Origin of the sequence: Pseudomonas sp. I3-I5 (assembly GCF_022699445.1) — a bacterium.
Lineage (GTDB): Bacteria > Pseudomonadota > Gammaproteobacteria > Pseudomonadales > Pseudomonadaceae > Aquipseudomonas > Aquipseudomonas fulva.
Map to the genome: position 1 here is coordinate 2,640,261 of NZ_CP093940.1, position 14,573 is coordinate 2,654,833.

The following is a 14,573-nucleotide window of genomic DNA, read 5'->3' on the forward strand; positions in this document are numbered from 1 at the left end:
CCCCCGAAGCGCGGCAGCGCGTGCGTCTGGATCGTTGATCAATACCACGGCAGCCGCTAAGCCAACCCAGGGGTTCACGTCAGGATCCGCCTGATGCCCTCATCGATCAGCGTGGACGGATACGGGTTGATGCCGTTTTCGTGCACGATGATGCCGACCACCCGTTCGCGCAGGATCTGCGGCCTGAAGATGACAATCGAGTTGCGCACGCCGACGCCCAGGCGCTTGGCGATGGCTTTCGCATAGGCATTGGTGTCGTTCTCGCTCGCTGGCGCCCACCGGTTGATGAACTCCAGCGGAGTGTCGATACCAGGCCGGCCAACGCCGGGCATCCCATCCTTGCCCCGATAATTGAGCAGCAGCTTGCCCAGGACACGGACGCCGTTCTCTGGATGGTCGAAGCGGGCGAAGCGCGGCTTGGTCACGCCTACCTCCAGGCCCAGTTGCTCTTGCCAGGCGTTGCGCGAGCTGTAATCGATGTTCCCTGGATGGTGTTGCGGACACCGCGGGGTGTAGTCATAGGTTTTCTCCGGACAAAAAAGCCCACACTGGGCGGGCTTGGATGTGCCTTATTGGTTGCACGAACGTCCAATCTGCATCATCCGATACGCGCCACTGGATATGGAAAATGGATTTTTCGCACTAGCGCCATTCAGCTGGCTGCTTACTGGCTGCTCCCACTTCTCCAACAGCACCTACGGGAGCCCCACTAACAAGCATGAGATTGCGTGCGATGACACTCCTGCGAATCAACCGGGCTGCTACAACCGGCAATACCAGGAAGGCATCCTCAACAAGCTGCTCGACTCGCTTTCTTGAATCACGGGTGGTCTTAGAGATCTGTGTCACCAAAGCACGACGACCTCGGATACAGTGAGCCTAGCAATACCGAGCAATGCAGGCGTCGACGAGCGGGGCTATCCCCGCTACTGCTAAGCGATACGATAGTGCAATCTATGGAAGGAATTTCTTTATGAAGCGTGTTGCTGCATCACTCATATTCACTGCGCTGGCGGGCTGCTCTCACTACAGCTCCAGCGATGACACTACGGAGGTAGGCTCTAAGGGATACGCCGTTCGGTGTGATGCTTCGCCTGCTAACCAGCCAGGCTGTTATGAGCCACCGCCGTCTTTCAACTGGTGGCCAACCGATAAGCTGAAGTTTCAAATCGGTAGGAAATGAGAGGCACCGCTACTCGCGCATGAAGCGCTTTGAAAGTAAATCGACAGGCACAAATAGCCCACGCCGAGCGTGCCGTATGGTGAAGCATAATAGCCAACTGCATCTGCGTGCCAGTGTAGGCCGGATCTATGAGAGCAATGACCCCCTGAGTATCTGGCCCACGAGGTGGTCAACGTAAAGGTAGGCGCGTTCGACGTCTTGAAAGGCGTCCCGTCTGCGAGCAACACGCTGGCTACAAGTATTGGCCCGAGACGGAGCCCCTGGAAGAGGGCACGGGTAAGAGCGGCGAAACCCTGGCAGGAGGACAACCTTCGCCCCGCTCACCCTGGATATGCCTTGATCAGGATTCACGATTTCAAGCATACCTTCGGTCGACGACTGCTGGCAGCAGGCGTTACTGAGGAAGATCGGAAATCACTGCTCGGGCACAAGAACGGCAGCATCACCAGTTATTACTCCGGCGCAGAGCTGGGCAAGCTGATTGAGGCTGCGAACATGGTATCAACAACGAACTCTAGAGGCCCTGTGTTGACGATCTTGAAGAGGAAAATCGGATGATGTCCCGAAAATCTCCCCAGATGCAGAAATGAAAAAGCCACCCTAAGGTGGCTAAGTCATTGAATATAATGGTCGGGACGGAGTGATTCGAACACTCGACCCCTTGCACCCCATGCAAGTGCGCTACCGGGCTGCGCTACGCCCCGACTCGGTTTGAAGCATGTTCTCGTTACCGCTGAGAACGATGAAGAAGATACCCTAACCTTTTGATTAATGGAAGCTTTTTTTCAAAAATTTCCACTCATCTTAAACAACGGTCACTTCTTCAACACCACCAGCACATCTTCCAGCTCCACAATCATCTGACGAATCAGCTGTTTGTACTGGCTCGACTCATCCTTGGCCTCATCACTGGAAAGCCGCAAGCGCGCCCCGCCGATGGTGAAGCCCTGGTCGTAAAGCAATGCGCGGATTTGGCGGATCATCAGCACGTCTTGGCGCTGATAATAACGCCGATTGCCCCGCCGCTTCACAGGATTGAGCTGATCGAACTCCTGCTCCCAATACCGCAGCACGTGCGGTTTTACAGCGCAAAGTTCGCTCACTTCACCAATGGTGAAGTACCGTTTGCCCGGTATGGGGGGCAGTTCGTCGTTATGGCTTGGTTCCAGCATAGGCCTCAACCCGGGCCTTCAACTTCTGCCCTGGACGAAAGGTGACGACGCGCCGTGCGGTGATCGGGATTTCTTCCCCAGTCTTGGGGTTGCGGCCCGGCCGTTGGCGTTTATCGCGAAGGTCGAAGTTGCCGAAACCGGACAACTTGACCTGCTCGTTCTCTTCAAGTGCGTGCCGAATTTCTTCGAAAAACAGCTCGACCAGCTCCTTGGCCTCACGCTTGTTAAGCCCCAGCTCCTCGTACAGCCTCTCGGCCATCTCAGCTTTCGTCAGAGCACCCATGCCGTTATTTCCTTAACGTGGTGTTCAACCTTTGTTCGAGCGAGGTGAGGATAGTGTGCAAGGTAGTGTTCACCTCATCGTCGTTAAGAGTGCGCGATGGATGCTGCCAGGTCAAGCCGACTGCCAGGCTTTTTCTATCAGGATCAATGCCTTTACCCTGGTAGACATCAAACAGCCTGAGGTCTGTGAGCCATTCGCCTGCATTGTCACGAATTACGTCAAGTACGTCTTGAGACGCTACATCACGTCCTGCGATCAACGCCAGGTCACGACGAGTTTCCGGGAACTTGGACAGCTCGCTGAATTTCGGCAACCGGCCTTCGACCACATCGGCCAGCACCAACTCGAAAACGAAGACTTGACGGTCCAGGTCCAGGGCTTTTGCAAGCTCGGGATGAAGCGCGCCCAAATAGCCAACAACCTTGCCTTCACGCTGGATTTCAGCCGTCTGACCAGGGTGCAAGGCTGGATGCTTGCCAGCGACGAAGGTGAAATCGTCCAGCGCGCCGGAATGACCCAACAAGGCTTCCACATCGGCCTTCACGTCGAAGAAGTCGATGGTGTCACGGCCATTGGCCCAGCCTTCAGGCAAGCGGCTGCCCGTAACGACGCCGGCAATCATCGGCTCCTGCGCCAAGTTGCCCAGTTGGCCAACGAAACGCAGGCCACTTTCGAACAAGCGCACCCGGTCCTGCTGGCGATTGAGGTTGTGCTGCACTGCCTTGACCAGGCCCGGCCACAAGGAGGCACGCATGGCCGCCATGTCGCTGGAGATGGGGTTGGCCAGCAACAGTGGCTCTACGCCTGGGCTGAACAGCTCGAACAGTTTCGGATCGATGAAGCTGTAGGTAATGGCTTCCTGATAACCACGAGCAACCAGCAGACGACGCAGGTTCGGCAGCTCGCCACGGGTTTCCGGACGGGCTTGCGGCGCCAGGCGTGCCTGCGGGTAACGCACGGGCAAGTTGTTGTAACCGTACAGTCGCGCGAGCTCTTCGATCAGGTCGACTTCAAGGCTGATATCGAAGCGGTGGCTCGGAACGTTGACCGTCCACTGCCCTGCCCCGTCCGCCTGGGTAGCCAGACCAAGGTTGTTGAGCAACTGCTCGACCTGGGCCGGGTCCATTTCCATGCCAAGCATCTGGGCGATGCGCTCGGCACGCAAGGTAACCGGGGCGATGCTGGGCAGGTGTTGTTCGCTGACGGCTTCGACGATGGGGCCGGCTTCACCGCCTACCACTTCCAGTAGCAACGCGGTCGCACGCTCCATGGCTTCACGGGCCAACTGGGAATCGACGCCGCGCTCGTAACGGTGCGAGGCATCCGTGTGCAGGCCGTAGGAGCGGGCTTTGCCTGCAACGGAAATCGGCTCGAAGAACGCGCTTTCCAGGAACAGATCGCGGGTTTTGGCAGTATCGACGCCGCTGTGCTCGCCGCCCATGACGCCGGCGATGGCCAGGGCGCGGGTGTGGTCGGCGATGACCAGGGTGTCGGCACGCAGTGCAACTTCCTGGCCGTCTAGCAGGACGAGTTTTTCGCCCTCTTCGGCCATGCGCACGCGAATGCCGCCGTTGATCTCTGCCAGGTCAAAAGCGTGCATCGGCTGGCCGAGTTCGAGCATCACGTAGTTGGTGATATCTACGGCAGCGTCGATGCTGCGCACGTCGCTGCGGCGCAGACGCTCGACCATCCAAAGCGGCGTCGGCTTGCTCAGGTCAACGTTGCGGATCACCCGACCCAGGTAACGTGGGCAGGCAGCCGGCGCTTGGACCTCGACCGGGCGTACTTCGTCGTGCGCGGCAGCCACGGCGGGTACCAGCGGGCGGGTAACCGGTACGTCGTACAGCGCGCTGACGTCGCGGGCCAGGCCAGCGATCGACAGGCAATCACCCCGGTTGGGGGTAAGTCCGATTTCGATACTGGCATCATCCAGACTCAGGTACTGGCGAATGTCCTCGCCTACCGGCGCATCGCTGGCCAGTTCGAGCAGACCGTCGTTTTCTTCACTGATCTGCAATTCCGCCGCCGAGCAGAGCATGCCGAAGGACTCCACACCGCGCAGCTTGGCCTTCTTGATCTTGAAGTCGCCAGGCAGTTCGGCGCCGATCATGGCAAACGGGATCTTGATCCCTGGCCGTGCGTTAGGCGCGCCGCACACGACCTGGAACGTTTCCTGACCATTGCTGACCTGGCACACACGCAGCTTGTCGGCGTCCGGGTGTTGTTCGGTGGCAAGGATTTCACCCACCACGATGCCGCTGAACTGGCCAGCAGCAGGGGTTACGCTGTCGACTTCCAGGCCGGCCATGGACAGGCGGGCCACCAGTTCGTCACGGGAGACTTGCGGGTTTACCCAACCGCGCAGCCACTGTTCACTGAATTTCATGCTGTTCTTCTCCTGAAGGTTGCGTCGATTGGCTTAGCGGAATTGGGCTAAGAACCGCAGGTCGTTGTCGAAGAACAAACGCAGATCATTGACGCCATAGCGCAGCATGGCCAGGCGCTCGGCGCCCATGCCGAAGGCAAAGCCCTGGAATTCTTCAGGATCGATGCCCGACATGCGCAGCACGTTCGGGTGCACCATGCCGCAGCCCATCACTTCCAACCAGCCGGTCTGCTTGCATACCCGGCAGCCATTGCCCGAGCACATGACGCACTGGATATCCACCTCAGCAGACGGCTCGGTGAAGGGGAAGAACGATGGACGGAAACGCACCGCCAGTTCTTTTTCGAAGAACACACGCAGAAATTCTTCGATGGTGCCCTTGAGGTCGGCGAAATTGATGCCGCGGTCAATCAGCAAGCCTTCGACCTGGTGGAACATCGGCGAGTGAGTGATATCCGAGTCGCAGCGGTAAACGCGGCCAGGGCATACAATGCGAATGGGTGGCTGGGTGGACTCCATGGTCCGTACCTGCACCGGCGATGTGTGGGTACGCAGCAGCATGTTGGCGTTGAAATAGAAGGTATCGTGCATCGCCCGGGCCGGATGGTGGCCCGGGATGTTGAGCGCTTCGAAGTTGTGATAGTCGTCTTCGACTTCAGGACCTTCGGCAATGCCGTAGCCAATGTGCGTGAAGAACTGTTCGATGCGTTCGAGTGTACGGGTGATGGGGTGCAAGCCACCGGTGGCCTGGCCACGGCCTGGCAGGGTCACATCAATGCATTCGGCAGCCAGGCGAGCGCTGAGCTCGGCTTCTTCGAAGGCTGCCTTGCGTGCGTTCAGCACAACGGTGACGCGCTCTTTGGCGTCGTTGATCAGCGCGCCCACTTTGGGCCGCTCCTCGGCTGGCAGGTTGCCCAGGGTCTTCATCACCTGGGTCAGCTCGCCCTTCTTGCCGAGATAGTTGACCCGGATCTGTTCCAGGGCATTGATGTCTTCAGCGCGCTCCACGGCCTCCAGGGCTTGGGAGACCAGCGCATCCAGGTTTTCCATGTACAGACTCCAGATACGAAAATAGGGGAAGAGCTTTGAAGGCTCTTCCCCTATCGATGACGTTCAATGCCCGGCGACGCAAGCGTCGCCGGGTGATTGTCGCGGGTACTTAAGCCAGAACGGCTTTAGCTTTCTCGACAATCGCAGCAAACGCCGCTTTTTCGTTCACTGCCAGATCGGCCAGAACCTTACGGTCGATTTCGATCGAAGCCTTTTTCAGGCCAGCAATCAAACGGCTGTAGGACAGACCGTTGGTGCGGGCACCGGCGTTGATACGAGCGATCCACAGTGCGCGGAACTGACGCTTCTTCTGGCGACGGTCGCGGTAGGCGTATTGGCCTGCCTTGATGACCGCTTGCTTGGCAACACGGAATACGCGCGAACGTGCACCGTAGTAACCTTTAGCCAGTTTCAGAATTTTCTTGTGACGCTTACGGGCGATGACGCCACGCTTAACACGAGCCATGAGTAACTTCCTCTATCTTAACCAGAATTAACGTACGCGCAGCATGCGCTCGACTTTTGCCACGTCGGACGGGTGCAGCAAGCTGGCACCGCGCAGTTGACGCTTACGCTTGGTCGACATTTTGGTCAGGATGTGGCTCTTGAAAGCGTGCTTGTGCTTGAAGCCCGAAGCGGTCTTCAGGAAGCGCTTCGCAGCACCGCTCTTGGTTTTCATTTTTGGCATGTTGGAACTCCGCATTCGATAAAAATTACACAATAATCATCAGGCCTGCCGTGCCCGGGAGATTACTTCTTCTTTTTGGGGGCGATGACCATCATAAGCTGGCGTCCTTCCATCTTAGGATGCTGCTCGACGGAACCGTATTCGATCAGGTCAGCTTCAACCCGCTTCAACAGCTCCATGCCCAGCTCCTGGTGGGCCATCTCACGACCACGGAATCTCAGAGAGATCTTGGCCTTGTCCCCTTCGGTAAGGAAACGTACCAGGTTGCGTAGTTTTACCTGGTAATCCCCTTCTTCCGTCCCTGGACGAAACTTGATTTCTTTAATCTGGATCTGTTTCTGGTTTTTCTTGGCTTCGTTGGCCTGCTTCTTCTTCTCGAAGAGGTGCTTGCCGTAGTCCATCACCTTGCAGACGGGCGGAAGCGCGTCTGCAGAGATTTCCACCAGATCCAGCTTCGCTTCTTCAGCGATACGAAGCGCTTCATCAATCGAGACGATGCCAACCTGCTCGCCGTCTGCGCCAATTAACCGAACCTCGCGGGCCGAGATATTCTCGTTGATCGGGGCCTTCGGTACAGCACGTTTATCATTTCTCATTTCACGCTTAATAGTCATTACTCCGTTGTTTGGCGACCACGCCGGGAAACCGCTTGCGTCAGGAGCTCAGCGAACTGGGCGACGGGCATGGAGCCCAGGTCAGCGCCTTCGCGAGTACGCACTGCTACGGTCTGCGTTTCGACTTCGCGGTCCCCTATAACCAAAAGGTACGGGACCTTGAGCAAAGTATGCTCACGGATTTTAAAGCCGATCTTCTCATTTCTCAAGTCCGACTTGGCACGGAAACCGCTACCGTTCAGAGTTTTCTCAACTTCAAGGGCAAAATCGGCCTGTTTGTCGGTGATATTCATGATCACCGCCTGCGTCGGCGCCAGCCAGGCAGGGAACACGCCGGCGTAGTGCTCGATCAGCATGCCGATGAAGCGCTCGAACGAACCCAGAATGGCGCGGTGCAGCATGACCGGGCGCACGCGGCTGTTGTCTTCGGCGATGTAGCTGGCGTCCAGACGCTCCGGCAGGTTCGGGTCGTACTGCAGGGTGCCGCACTGCCAGTTACGGCCGAGGCAGTCACGCAGGGTGAACTCGATCTTCGGCCCGTAGAAGGCGCCCTCGCCCGGCTGGTATTCCCACTCCAGGCCAGATTCGTTCAGGGCATCGGCCAACGCGCCCTCGGCACGGTCCCACAGCTCTTCGGAGCCAACACGCTTGGCCGGACGGGTGGACAACTTCATGGCGATGTCGCTGAAGCCGAAGTCCTTGTACACATCCAGGGTCAGCTTGATGAAGTCGGCAGCTTCTTTCTTTACCTGCTCTTCGGTGCAGAAGATGTGGGCATCGTCCTGTACGAAGCCGCGCACACGCATGATGCCGTGCAGGGCGCCAGATGGCTCGTTGCGGTGGCACGCACCAAACTCGGCCAGGCGCAGCGGCAGGTCGCGGTAGCTCTTGAGCCCTTGGTTGAAGACCTGCACGTGGCACGGGCAGTTCATTGGCTTGACTGCGTAGTCACGGCTCTCCGACGACGTGGTGAACATGTTCTCGGCGTAGTTGGACCAGTGGCCCGAACGCTCCCACAGGATGCGGTCGACCACTTGCGGGGTCTTGATTTCCTGATAACCGTTCTCGCGCTGGACATTACGCATGTACTGCTCGAGCACTTGGTAGACAGTCCAGCCGTTAGCGTGCCAGAACACCATGCCCGGTGCTTCTTCCTGCAAATGGAACAGGTCGAGCTGCTTGCCGATCTTGCGATGGTCGCGCTTCTCGGCTTCTTCGATGCGCTGGATGTAGGCCGCCAGCTGCTTCTTGTCCGCCCAGGCAGTGCCGTATACGCGCTGCAACTGTTCGTTCTTGGCATCGCCACGCCAGTAGGCGCCGGACAGCTTGGTCAGCTTGAATGCCTTGAGGAAACGGGTGTTGGGCACGTGCGGGCCGCGGCACATGTCCACGTATTCTTCGTGATAGTACAGGCCCATGGCCTGCTCGTTCGGCATGTCCTCGACCAGGCGCAGCTTGTAGTCTTCGCCACGGGCGGTGAACACGTCGATGACTTCAGCGCGCGGAGTCATCTTCTTGATGACGTCGTAGTCCGTGTCGATCAACTGCTGCATGCGCTTCTCGATGGCCGCCAGGTCATCCGGCGTGAAGGGCCGCTCGTAAGCGATATCGTAATAGAAGCCTTCGTCGATCACAGGGCCGATCACCATCTTGGCGGTCGGATACAGCTGCTTCACCGCGTGGCCAACCAAGTGGGCGCACGAGTGACGAATGATCTCCAGTCCCTCTTCATCTTTGGGGGTGATGATCTGCAGCGTAGCGTCGTTCTGGATCAGGTCGCACGCGTCGACCAGCTTGCCGTCTACCTTGCCGGCAACGGTAGCCTTGGCCAGACCGGCGCCGATGGATGCGGCGACCTCGGCAACGGACACGGGGTGATCGAACGAACGCTGGCTGCCATCGGGAAGAGTAATGGTGGGCATTGGCGCCTCCTCTCCTAGTGGTGACCCCTACCAAAGGTCACGTGGGTTGGGATGAGCCAGTACAAGATCCGAACCTGCCTTCCGTTTGACGGGAAGCCTGCCTCACAGTGGCAGAAGCCTTTGGGCTTGCGGGGACGAACCAGAGTGACTGGAAAGAAAATAGAACAGCAGCGGGGACGTTGTCAGCTGCAAGCCGGGCATGCTAGCACGCAGTCAGAGCCGTGCGCAGGAATATTTGGAAATTGCCGCCGGCGGTGAACTTCCGCGACAGCTTCCCTATCAGACGTGTGGAAGCAACCTGCTCTTGATGAGAACTGACCCAAGGAGTAATCGGTTATGCGAGTTCCGTCTCTTCTGGCCCTGGCGGCCGCTGGCGCCCTGCTGATGCCAATGGCCGCGAACGCTGGCAACTTCCCTGCCGGCAAGGAAAATGCCTATATGGCCCAGTGCACGCAAGTTGCCACTGGCCAGGGCGTTGACGCTGCCGCAGCGAAAAAGCACTGCGACTGTGGTGCAAAAGCGATCAAGGAGAATTTCTCCGACGCTGAAATTGCCGACCTCGACAGCAAGGATGGCGTGGACGCCAAACTGATGCAGAAGGCGCAAAGCGTCGTGAAACAGGCCTGCGCACCTAAAAGCTGACGCTGTGTAGCTGCCGGTGATCCGGCAAGAAATTGCGCTGGATCACACTGGGGCGAAGGTAAAAGACGCGACAGCCGCAGAATTAGACTATGATGTACCCGTGCTCCGTAGCCTTGGCCGCATTGCACCACCGAAAATACTAAATGTTCTGGAGATTCACCCATGTCCAATCGCCAAACCGGCACCGTCAAATGGTTCAATGATGAAAAAGGCTTCGGCTTCATCACCCCAGCAGGCGGCGGCGACGACCTGTTCGTTCACTTCAAAGCCATCGAATCTGACGGCTTCAAGAGCCTGAAAGAAGGCCAAACTGTTTCCTTCGTCGCCGAGCGCGGCCAGAAGGGCATGCAGGCTGCGCAGGTTCGTCCGGAGTAATTCGGATAGCCGTAAAAAAACCCGCCCTCGTGGCGGGTTTTTTTTGACTTGGCTTTGACGGCTCACGTACAGGGCACAGGCGCCCTCGATACGCGAGGTAGATCTTTAGCCGCAGTTGACGCGTGTCACGCGCCCTTGCTCGTCGACGTTCAAGTTGAGCCGCTCTGAGCGGTATTCCAGGGTCACCACATCGTGGGGCTTGAGGATGCGCGCCATTTGCGAACCGCTCGCCTTGCGGGCCTGCTCCAGCAGCTCTGCGCTCCCCATCTTGCCCACTGCAAAATCAGCGCCGCTGGCCTGGCAGCGTCCATCATTGCCCGCAGGTGCCTCAGGCACTTGGCCGCCACTGGAGTCTCCACCAGTGCTGCAGCCCGCCAGGACAGCAGCCACCGCCAGGGTCGCCAGATAAGCACGGGTATGTAACATGAAGCCTCCTAGATCATTTGGGAACTGCCTGATCCGACAGCCTCACCTTAAATTCGTTGCAAAACTGGCCAAGTCTGCACCATCAGGGCGGCTGACGGGGGACACAATCGTGACCGAATTTTACCGCCCGGCCCACACGCCGCTTGGTTTGGCCTGCAAAGTCATGATTTACTTTAAGAAGTGAAGGCATAGTGCCTGCTACGAATGCCAGGTTTGGACGTTCGTTCTTTCATCCCGCGCCGCAAGCGAGAGCTTTTCATGAGCACCCACAGCATCGATGCCGACATCAAGGTCAAATGGGCGGAGGGGCAAAGCGCCTATAGCCCCAGCACCCCGGAGGAGTTGCTGCTGATCGCCATCGACCTCCTGGTACGCGACCGCGGCGCAGAGGCAGCGCGCGGCTTCATCGACCAGGTGGTCGAACGGTATGCGCCACGCCTTGCTACTTCAAACGCGCCAGCCGCTCGCTAAGCAGGTCGAACAGCCCCTGGGCATCCCCCTCCTCTACCCACATGACATTGGCCGGTTGCTTGAGCACCCCGTACCAGTCTGCCACTGTCTGGCCGAAGGTCGGCCCCTCGCGGGTGTCGATCGTCATGTGGATCCGCCGGCCGCTGAACTGGTGGGGTTTGAGCAGATAGGCGATGACGCTGGCGTCATGCACCGGGCCACCGGGCATTCCGTATAACGCCATGTCATGGGTGATGTAGGCATTGAGGATGTCCACCACACGCTTGCTGGCCTGTGTGTTGACGCCGGCCAGTTGCTTGAGCCGTGCGTCGCTGGTCAGCAGCTTGTGGGTAACGTCCAGGGGCAGGTAGGTCAACGGTACGCCACTTGCCAATAACACGGCAGCCGCGTGTGGGTCGGCATACAGGTTGAACTCGGCCGCAGGTGTGATATTGCCACCGTTGAAATGAGCCCCGCCCATCACCACCACTTCCTTGATGCCCTTGGCGATTTCCGGGCGCTGGATCAAGGCCAGCGCCAGGTTGGTCTGTGGCCCAAGCATGGCCAGCGTCACGCTGTGTGGCGGGGCGGTACCTAGCGTGTCGATCAGGTACTGAACAGCGTTGCCGCTCGCCAAAGGCTGCTTGGGTTCATGTACCTCTACCCCGGCGACACCTTCTTCACCGTGCACTTCGGCCGCGTAAATGGGGGCGCGCACCAAAGGGCGACCCGCACCGGCGTACACCGGAATATCCTCACGGCCTGTCCATTCGCGGGCAAGACGGGCGTTACGGGCGGTCTTCTCCAGACGCACGTTGCCGGCAACTGTCGTGATGGCACGAATCTTAAGCTCATCAGGCGAAGCCATGGCCAGAAAGAGTGCAACCAGATCGTCAGCCCCCGGATCGGTGTCGATGATCAAGTCGATGGGTGCCGCTTGTACGGCAGACGCTGCGGCCATGAGAGCGAGTCCTTGAAGCAGGGGTTTTAGCATGACGAGGCACTCCTGTTGCCAGTGGATAACGAGTAGGAAACCGTCAGTGTCAGAACGTTACGCCAGACACCAGGGCGATATTGCTGTAGGGCTGGCACTCACCCGTGCGTACCATGGCCCGCGCCTTACGCGACAGTAGCTTGAATGCTTCATGGGGCATGTATTCACGCTCGCCCAGCGTGCCCTTCAGGCGCTCGATTTCTGCAAAAGCCGGCGGCGCCACGGTTTGTATTTCTTCGGCCAACAGGTGACGCTCGACCTGCAGTTCGCTCAGCACACAACGCAGCACACTGGCGAAATCAGGCAGCCCCGGGGTGACGGCCAAGTCGATCAGCTCGACGCCGGGCGGTACGGGTAACCCGGCATCGCCGATGATCAGGATGTCGCCATGGCCCATGCTGGCAATGGTCCGGGACAGTGCAATGTTCAGCAAGGGCGTCTTCTTCATGGCAGTAGCTCCGCGAGCCTGGGAATGGAAGGTTGCGCGCCGGCGCGGGTCACCGACAGGGCAGCAGCCCGTTGCCCGAAGCGGATTGCCTCGCCCTCCTCCAGGCCCTGCACCAGCCCCGCCGCAAAGCCTCCGATGAAGGTGTCCCCTGCGGCAGTGGTGTCCAAGGCTTGCACCACGGGTGCTGGATAATGCTGGTGGCCAGCGGGCGTGACCAACAAGGCACCTTGTGCGCCGAGGGTGATGATCACCTTGCCAGCTCCCAGCGCCAGCAGGCGCGCGCCCGCCAATAAAGCGCTGGCCTGATCGTGCACAGCAACACCGGTCAGCGCCTCGGCCTCGCTTTCGTTGGGCGTCAGGTAATCGACATGGCTGAACCATTCGGCGGGCAGCGGCCCTGTTGCCGGCGCCGGATTGAGTATCACCCGCTTGCCGAGCTGACGACCCCTGGCCAACGTCCAGGCCACGGTAGCCAATGGCACTTCAAGTTGGCAGATGATCACCTGCGCCGCCTGCAGCAGGCCGTCGAAGCGCGCTACGGCGTCTGGCACCAGCAGCCCGTTGCCCCCAGGCACGATCACGATGCAGTTCTGGCTGGCCGCATCCACGGTGATCATCGCCACCCCTGTGGACACGCCGGTGCAGGTGACCACGCCTTGGCAGTCAATGCCTTCTACTTCCAGGGCATTGCGCAATTGCGGGCCGTAGGCGTCGTCGCCTACGCAGCCAATCATTGCCGCGCTGGCGCCCAGCCGCGCGACCGCCACGGCCTGGTTGGCCCCCTTGCCTCCGGCGGCGGTGAAGAAGGTATCGCCGGCCAGTGTCTCGCCAGGCCGTGGCAGGCGTTGGGCGCGCGCCACCAGGTCCATGTTGAGGCTGCCGACTACCACGACCTTGGCACTCATGTTGTTTCCTTAGCGGTAATCGTTGAACAGGTCCGGGCGCGGCCCGGTGGACTCGCGCAGAACGATGCGCGGGGTGACGATGCGCTGCTGCGATGCGCTGTTGCAGGGCTGAGCGATACGCGCCAGCAGCAGTGCCGCAGCGCTCTCGCCAAGCTCGCGGATCGACTGCCCCACTGTGGTCAAAGGTGGGTAGACGTAGCGGCTCAGCTCGATGTCATCGAAGCCGATGACCGACAGCGCACCCGGCACGTCAATGTGGCGCTCGGCCGCTGCGCGCAATACGCCGAAGCCGATCATGTCGTTACCCGCGAAGATGGCCGTCGGCCGCGCCCCTGCCAACAGCTCGGCAGCTGCAGCGTGGCCGCCGGGGCTCGTGAAGTCGCAGTGGCGCACACGCTCAGCGGCCACGGTAACGCCCGCCTCGGCCAAGGCCCGACGAAAGCCGCCCAGGCGCATCTGCGTCACCCCGGTTTCTGCTGGCCCACCGATGTAGGCAATATCCCGATGGCCAAGCTCCAATAGATGGCGCGTAGCCAGGTAGGCGCCCAACTCGTGGTCGATGCGCACCAGGTCGGCGTCGACGCCTTCGAGCTCCCGGTCCACGATGACCATGGGTGTGCGAACCCCTGCAAGGCTTTGCAACAAGTCGTCATCCTGCCCTACCGACCCTACCACCAGCCCATCGATGCGCTTTTCGAGCAGCACGCGCAGGTAGTTGCGCTGTTTTTGGGGATCGTCGTCGGAATTGCACAGGATCACGCAGTAGCCATTGCGCTCGCAGGCGTCTTCAATACCTCGGGCCAGCTCGGCGAAGTAAGGGTTGACGCTGTTGGGCACGAGCAAGCCGATGGTGGCCGTGCTGCGCGCCTTCAACGACCGCGCGACGGCGCTGGGCACGTAGTCTAGTTCCCGAATGGCGGCCTCGACTTTGAGCCGGACAGGCTCGCTCACCGGTCGCGTTTTATTCAACACATGGGACACTGTGGTGTAAGAAATCCCCGCCAGCGCCGCGACGTCTTTGATGGTTGCCATGGT

At 59.5% G+C, this 14,573-nt stretch carries 16 protein-coding genes, 1 tRNA gene and 2 pseudogenes; 4 read left to right on the forward strand and 15 right to left on the reverse strand.

Annotation, left to right across the window (positions count from 1 at the left end):
• Positions 1-74: 74 nt before the first annotated feature.
• Positions 75-520 (reverse strand): annotated as a pseudogene (locus MOP87_RS11820) (structural protein P5).
• Positions 521-1,438: 918 nt separating this feature from the next.
• Here MOP87_RS11820 and MOP87_RS11825 point away from each other — a divergent pair.
• Positions 1,439-1,741, forward strand: a pseudogene (locus tag MOP87_RS11825) (site-specific integrase); the annotation flags it as partial.
• 69 nt (positions 1,742-1,810) lie between these two features.
• Here the strand turns inward: MOP87_RS11825 and MOP87_RS11830 are convergent.
• From MOP87_RS11830 to thrS, 9 genes are all read right to left on the reverse strand, one after another.
• Positions 1,811-1,887: transfer RNA gene (locus tag MOP87_RS11830), tRNA-Pro, on the reverse strand.
• A 111-nt stretch (positions 1,888-1,998) separates the two neighbouring features.
• Positions 1,999-2,355, reverse strand: coding sequence for a MerR family transcriptional regulator (locus tag MOP87_RS11835; RefSeq protein ID WP_003250681.1), 357 nt, complete (start codon positions 2,353-2,355; stop codon positions 1,999-2,001).
• Entirely contained in the window at positions 2,336-2,638 is a 303-nt protein-coding gene (gene ihfA / locus MOP87_RS11840; protein WP_003250679.1) for an integration host factor subunit alpha, read from the reverse strand. The genes MOP87_RS11835 and ihfA overlap by 20 nt, the downstream gene beginning before the upstream one ends.
• A 4-nt stretch (positions 2,639-2,642) precedes the next feature.
• Entirely contained in the window at positions 2,643-5,024 is a 2,382-nt protein-coding gene (gene pheT, locus MOP87_RS11845) for a phenylalanine--tRNA ligase subunit beta (RefSeq protein WP_110606663.1), read from the reverse strand.
• A 33-nt stretch (positions 5,025-5,057) separates the two neighbouring features.
• A complete protein-coding gene (pheS, locus tag MOP87_RS11850; protein ID WP_027916075.1) occupies positions 5,058-6,074 on the reverse strand; it encodes a phenylalanine--tRNA ligase subunit alpha in 1,017 nt (338 codons plus the stop codon).
• 109 nt (positions 6,075-6,183) lie between these two features.
• Positions 6,184-6,540: a 50S ribosomal protein L20 gene (gene rplT / locus MOP87_RS11855; RefSeq protein ID WP_003250671.1), complete on the reverse strand. Its 357-nt coding sequence runs from the start codon at positions 6,538-6,540 to the stop codon at positions 6,184-6,186.
• A 27-nt stretch (positions 6,541-6,567) separates the two neighbouring features.
• On the reverse strand, positions 6,568-6,762 hold the full coding sequence (gene rpmI, locus MOP87_RS11860) for a 50S ribosomal protein L35 (RefSeq protein WP_003250667.1): 195 nt from the start codon (positions 6,760-6,762) through the stop codon (positions 6,568-6,570).
• A gap of 62 nt (positions 6,763-6,824) precedes the next feature.
• Positions 6,825-7,376 (reverse strand): translation initiation factor IF-3, encoded by a 552-nt coding sequence (infC, locus tag MOP87_RS11865; RefSeq protein WP_173645890.1) that lies wholly within the window; start codon positions 7,374-7,376, stop codon positions 6,825-6,827.
• Positions 7,376-9,298 carry a threonine--tRNA ligase gene (gene thrS / locus MOP87_RS11870; RefSeq protein ID WP_027916077.1) on the reverse strand — a complete coding sequence of 641 codons (1,923 nt, stop codon included), beginning with the start codon at positions 9,296-9,298 and terminating at the stop codon, positions 7,376-7,378. Before thrS ends, infC begins: the two co-directional genes overlap by 1 nt.
• Before the next feature lie 336 nt (positions 9,299-9,634).
• Here thrS and MOP87_RS11875 point away from each other — a divergent pair, with 336 nt between their 5' ends.
• The gene (locus tag MOP87_RS11875; protein ID WP_110606661.1) at positions 9,635-9,940 is read left to right on the forward strand and encodes a hypothetical protein; all 306 of its coding nucleotides are present in this window, start codon (positions 9,635-9,637) and stop codon (positions 9,938-9,940) included.
• Positions 9,941-10,102: 162 nt separating this feature from the next.
• Positions 10,103-10,315, forward strand: coding sequence for a cold-shock protein (locus MOP87_RS11880; protein ID WP_028633362.1), 213 nt, complete (start codon positions 10,103-10,105; stop codon positions 10,313-10,315).
• Positions 10,316-10,420: 105 nt separating this feature from the next.
• Here the strand turns inward: MOP87_RS11880 and MOP87_RS11885 are convergent, their stop codons facing one another.
• Complete coding sequence (locus tag MOP87_RS11885) at positions 10,421-10,741, reverse strand: I78 family peptidase inhibitor (RefSeq protein ID WP_197873759.1); 321 nt, start codon at positions 10,739-10,741, stop codon at positions 10,421-10,423.
• Between the two features lie 258 nt (positions 10,742-10,999).
• Here MOP87_RS11885 and MOP87_RS11890 point away from each other — a divergent pair, with 258 nt between their 5' ends.
• The gene (locus tag MOP87_RS11890) at positions 11,000-11,212 is read left to right on the forward strand and encodes a hypothetical protein (RefSeq protein WP_027916081.1); all 213 of its coding nucleotides are present in this window, start codon (positions 11,000-11,002) and stop codon (positions 11,210-11,212) included.
• On the opposite strand, the gene MOP87_RS11895 is transcribed toward MOP87_RS11890, so the two are convergent.
• From MOP87_RS11895 to MOP87_RS11910, 4 genes are read right to left on the reverse strand one after another with little or no spacing between them, the layout of a single operon-like run.
• A complete protein-coding gene (locus MOP87_RS11895; RefSeq protein WP_242809548.1) occupies positions 11,184-12,185 on the reverse strand; it encodes a nucleoside hydrolase in 1,002 nt (333 codons plus the stop codon). The two genes, MOP87_RS11890 and MOP87_RS11895, sit on opposite strands and share 29 nt — an antisense overlap.
• Positions 12,186-12,234: 49 nt before the next feature.
• Entirely contained in the window at positions 12,235-12,633 is a 399-nt protein-coding gene (gene rbsD / locus MOP87_RS11900; protein ID WP_027916083.1) for a D-ribose pyranase, read from the reverse strand.
• On the reverse strand, positions 12,630-13,538 hold the full coding sequence (gene rbsK / locus MOP87_RS11905) for a ribokinase (protein ID WP_027916084.1): 909 nt from the start codon (positions 13,536-13,538) through the stop codon (positions 12,630-12,632). Before rbsK ends, rbsD begins: the two co-directional genes overlap by 4 nt.
• A 9-nt stretch (positions 13,539-13,547) precedes the next feature.
• Positions 13,548-14,570 (reverse strand): LacI family DNA-binding transcriptional regulator, encoded by a 1,023-nt coding sequence (locus MOP87_RS11910; RefSeq protein ID WP_059183860.1) that lies wholly within the window; start codon positions 14,568-14,570, stop codon positions 13,548-13,550.
• Positions 14,571-14,573 lie beyond the last annotated feature (3 nt).

Coding starts and splice junctions, on each gene's coding strand:
- MOP87_RS11835 (WP_003250681.1), bottom strand. CDS start 2,355: ATGCTGGAACCAAGCCATAACGACGAACTGCCCCCCATACCGGGCAAA.
- ihfA (WP_003250679.1), bottom strand. CDS start 2,638: ATGGGTGCTCTGACGAAAGCTGAGATGGCCGAGAGGCTGTACGAGGAG.
- pheT (WP_110606663.1), bottom strand. CDS start 5,024: ATGAAATTCAGTGAACAGTGGCTGCGCGGTTGGGTAAACCCGCAAGTC.
- pheS (WP_027916075.1), bottom strand. CDS start 6,074: ATGGAAAACCTGGATGCGCTGGTCTCCCAAGCCCTGGAGGCCGTGGAG.
- rplT (WP_003250671.1), bottom strand. CDS start 6,540: ATGGCTCGTGTTAAGCGTGGCGTCATCGCCCGTAAGCGTCACAAGAAA.
- rpmI (WP_003250667.1), bottom strand. CDS start 6,762: ATGCCAAAAATGAAAACCAAGAGCGGTGCTGCGAAGCGCTTCCTGAAG.
- infC (WP_173645890.1), bottom strand. CDS start 7,376: ATGACTATTAAGCGTGAAATGAGAAATGATAAACGTGCTGTACCGAAG.
- thrS (WP_027916077.1), bottom strand. CDS start 9,298: ATGCCCACCATTACTCTTCCCGATGGCAGCCAGCGTTCGTTCGATCAC.
- MOP87_RS11875 (WP_110606661.1), top strand. CDS start 9,635: ATGCGAGTTCCGTCTCTTCTGGCCCTGGCGGCCGCTGGCGCCCTGCTG.
- MOP87_RS11880 (WP_028633362.1), top strand. CDS start 10,103: ATGTCCAATCGCCAAACCGGCACCGTCAAATGGTTCAATGATGAAAAA.
- MOP87_RS11885 (WP_197873759.1), bottom strand. CDS start 10,741: ATGTTACATACCCGTGCTTATCTGGCGACCCTGGCGGTGGCTGCTGTC.
- MOP87_RS11890 (WP_027916081.1), top strand. CDS start 11,000: ATGAGCACCCACAGCATCGATGCCGACATCAAGGTCAAATGGGCGGAG.
- MOP87_RS11895 (WP_242809548.1), bottom strand. CDS start 12,185: ATGCTAAAACCCCTGCTTCAAGGACTCGCTCTCATGGCCGCAGCGTCT.
- rbsD (WP_027916083.1), bottom strand. CDS start 12,633: ATGAAGAAGACGCCCTTGCTGAACATTGCACTGTCCCGGACCATTGCC.
- rbsK (WP_027916084.1), bottom strand. CDS start 13,538: ATGAGTGCCAAGGTCGTGGTAGTCGGCAGCCTCAACATGGACCTGGTG.
- MOP87_RS11910 (WP_059183860.1), bottom strand. CDS start 14,570: ATGGCAACCATCAAAGACGTCGCGGCGCTGGCGGGGATTTCTTACACC.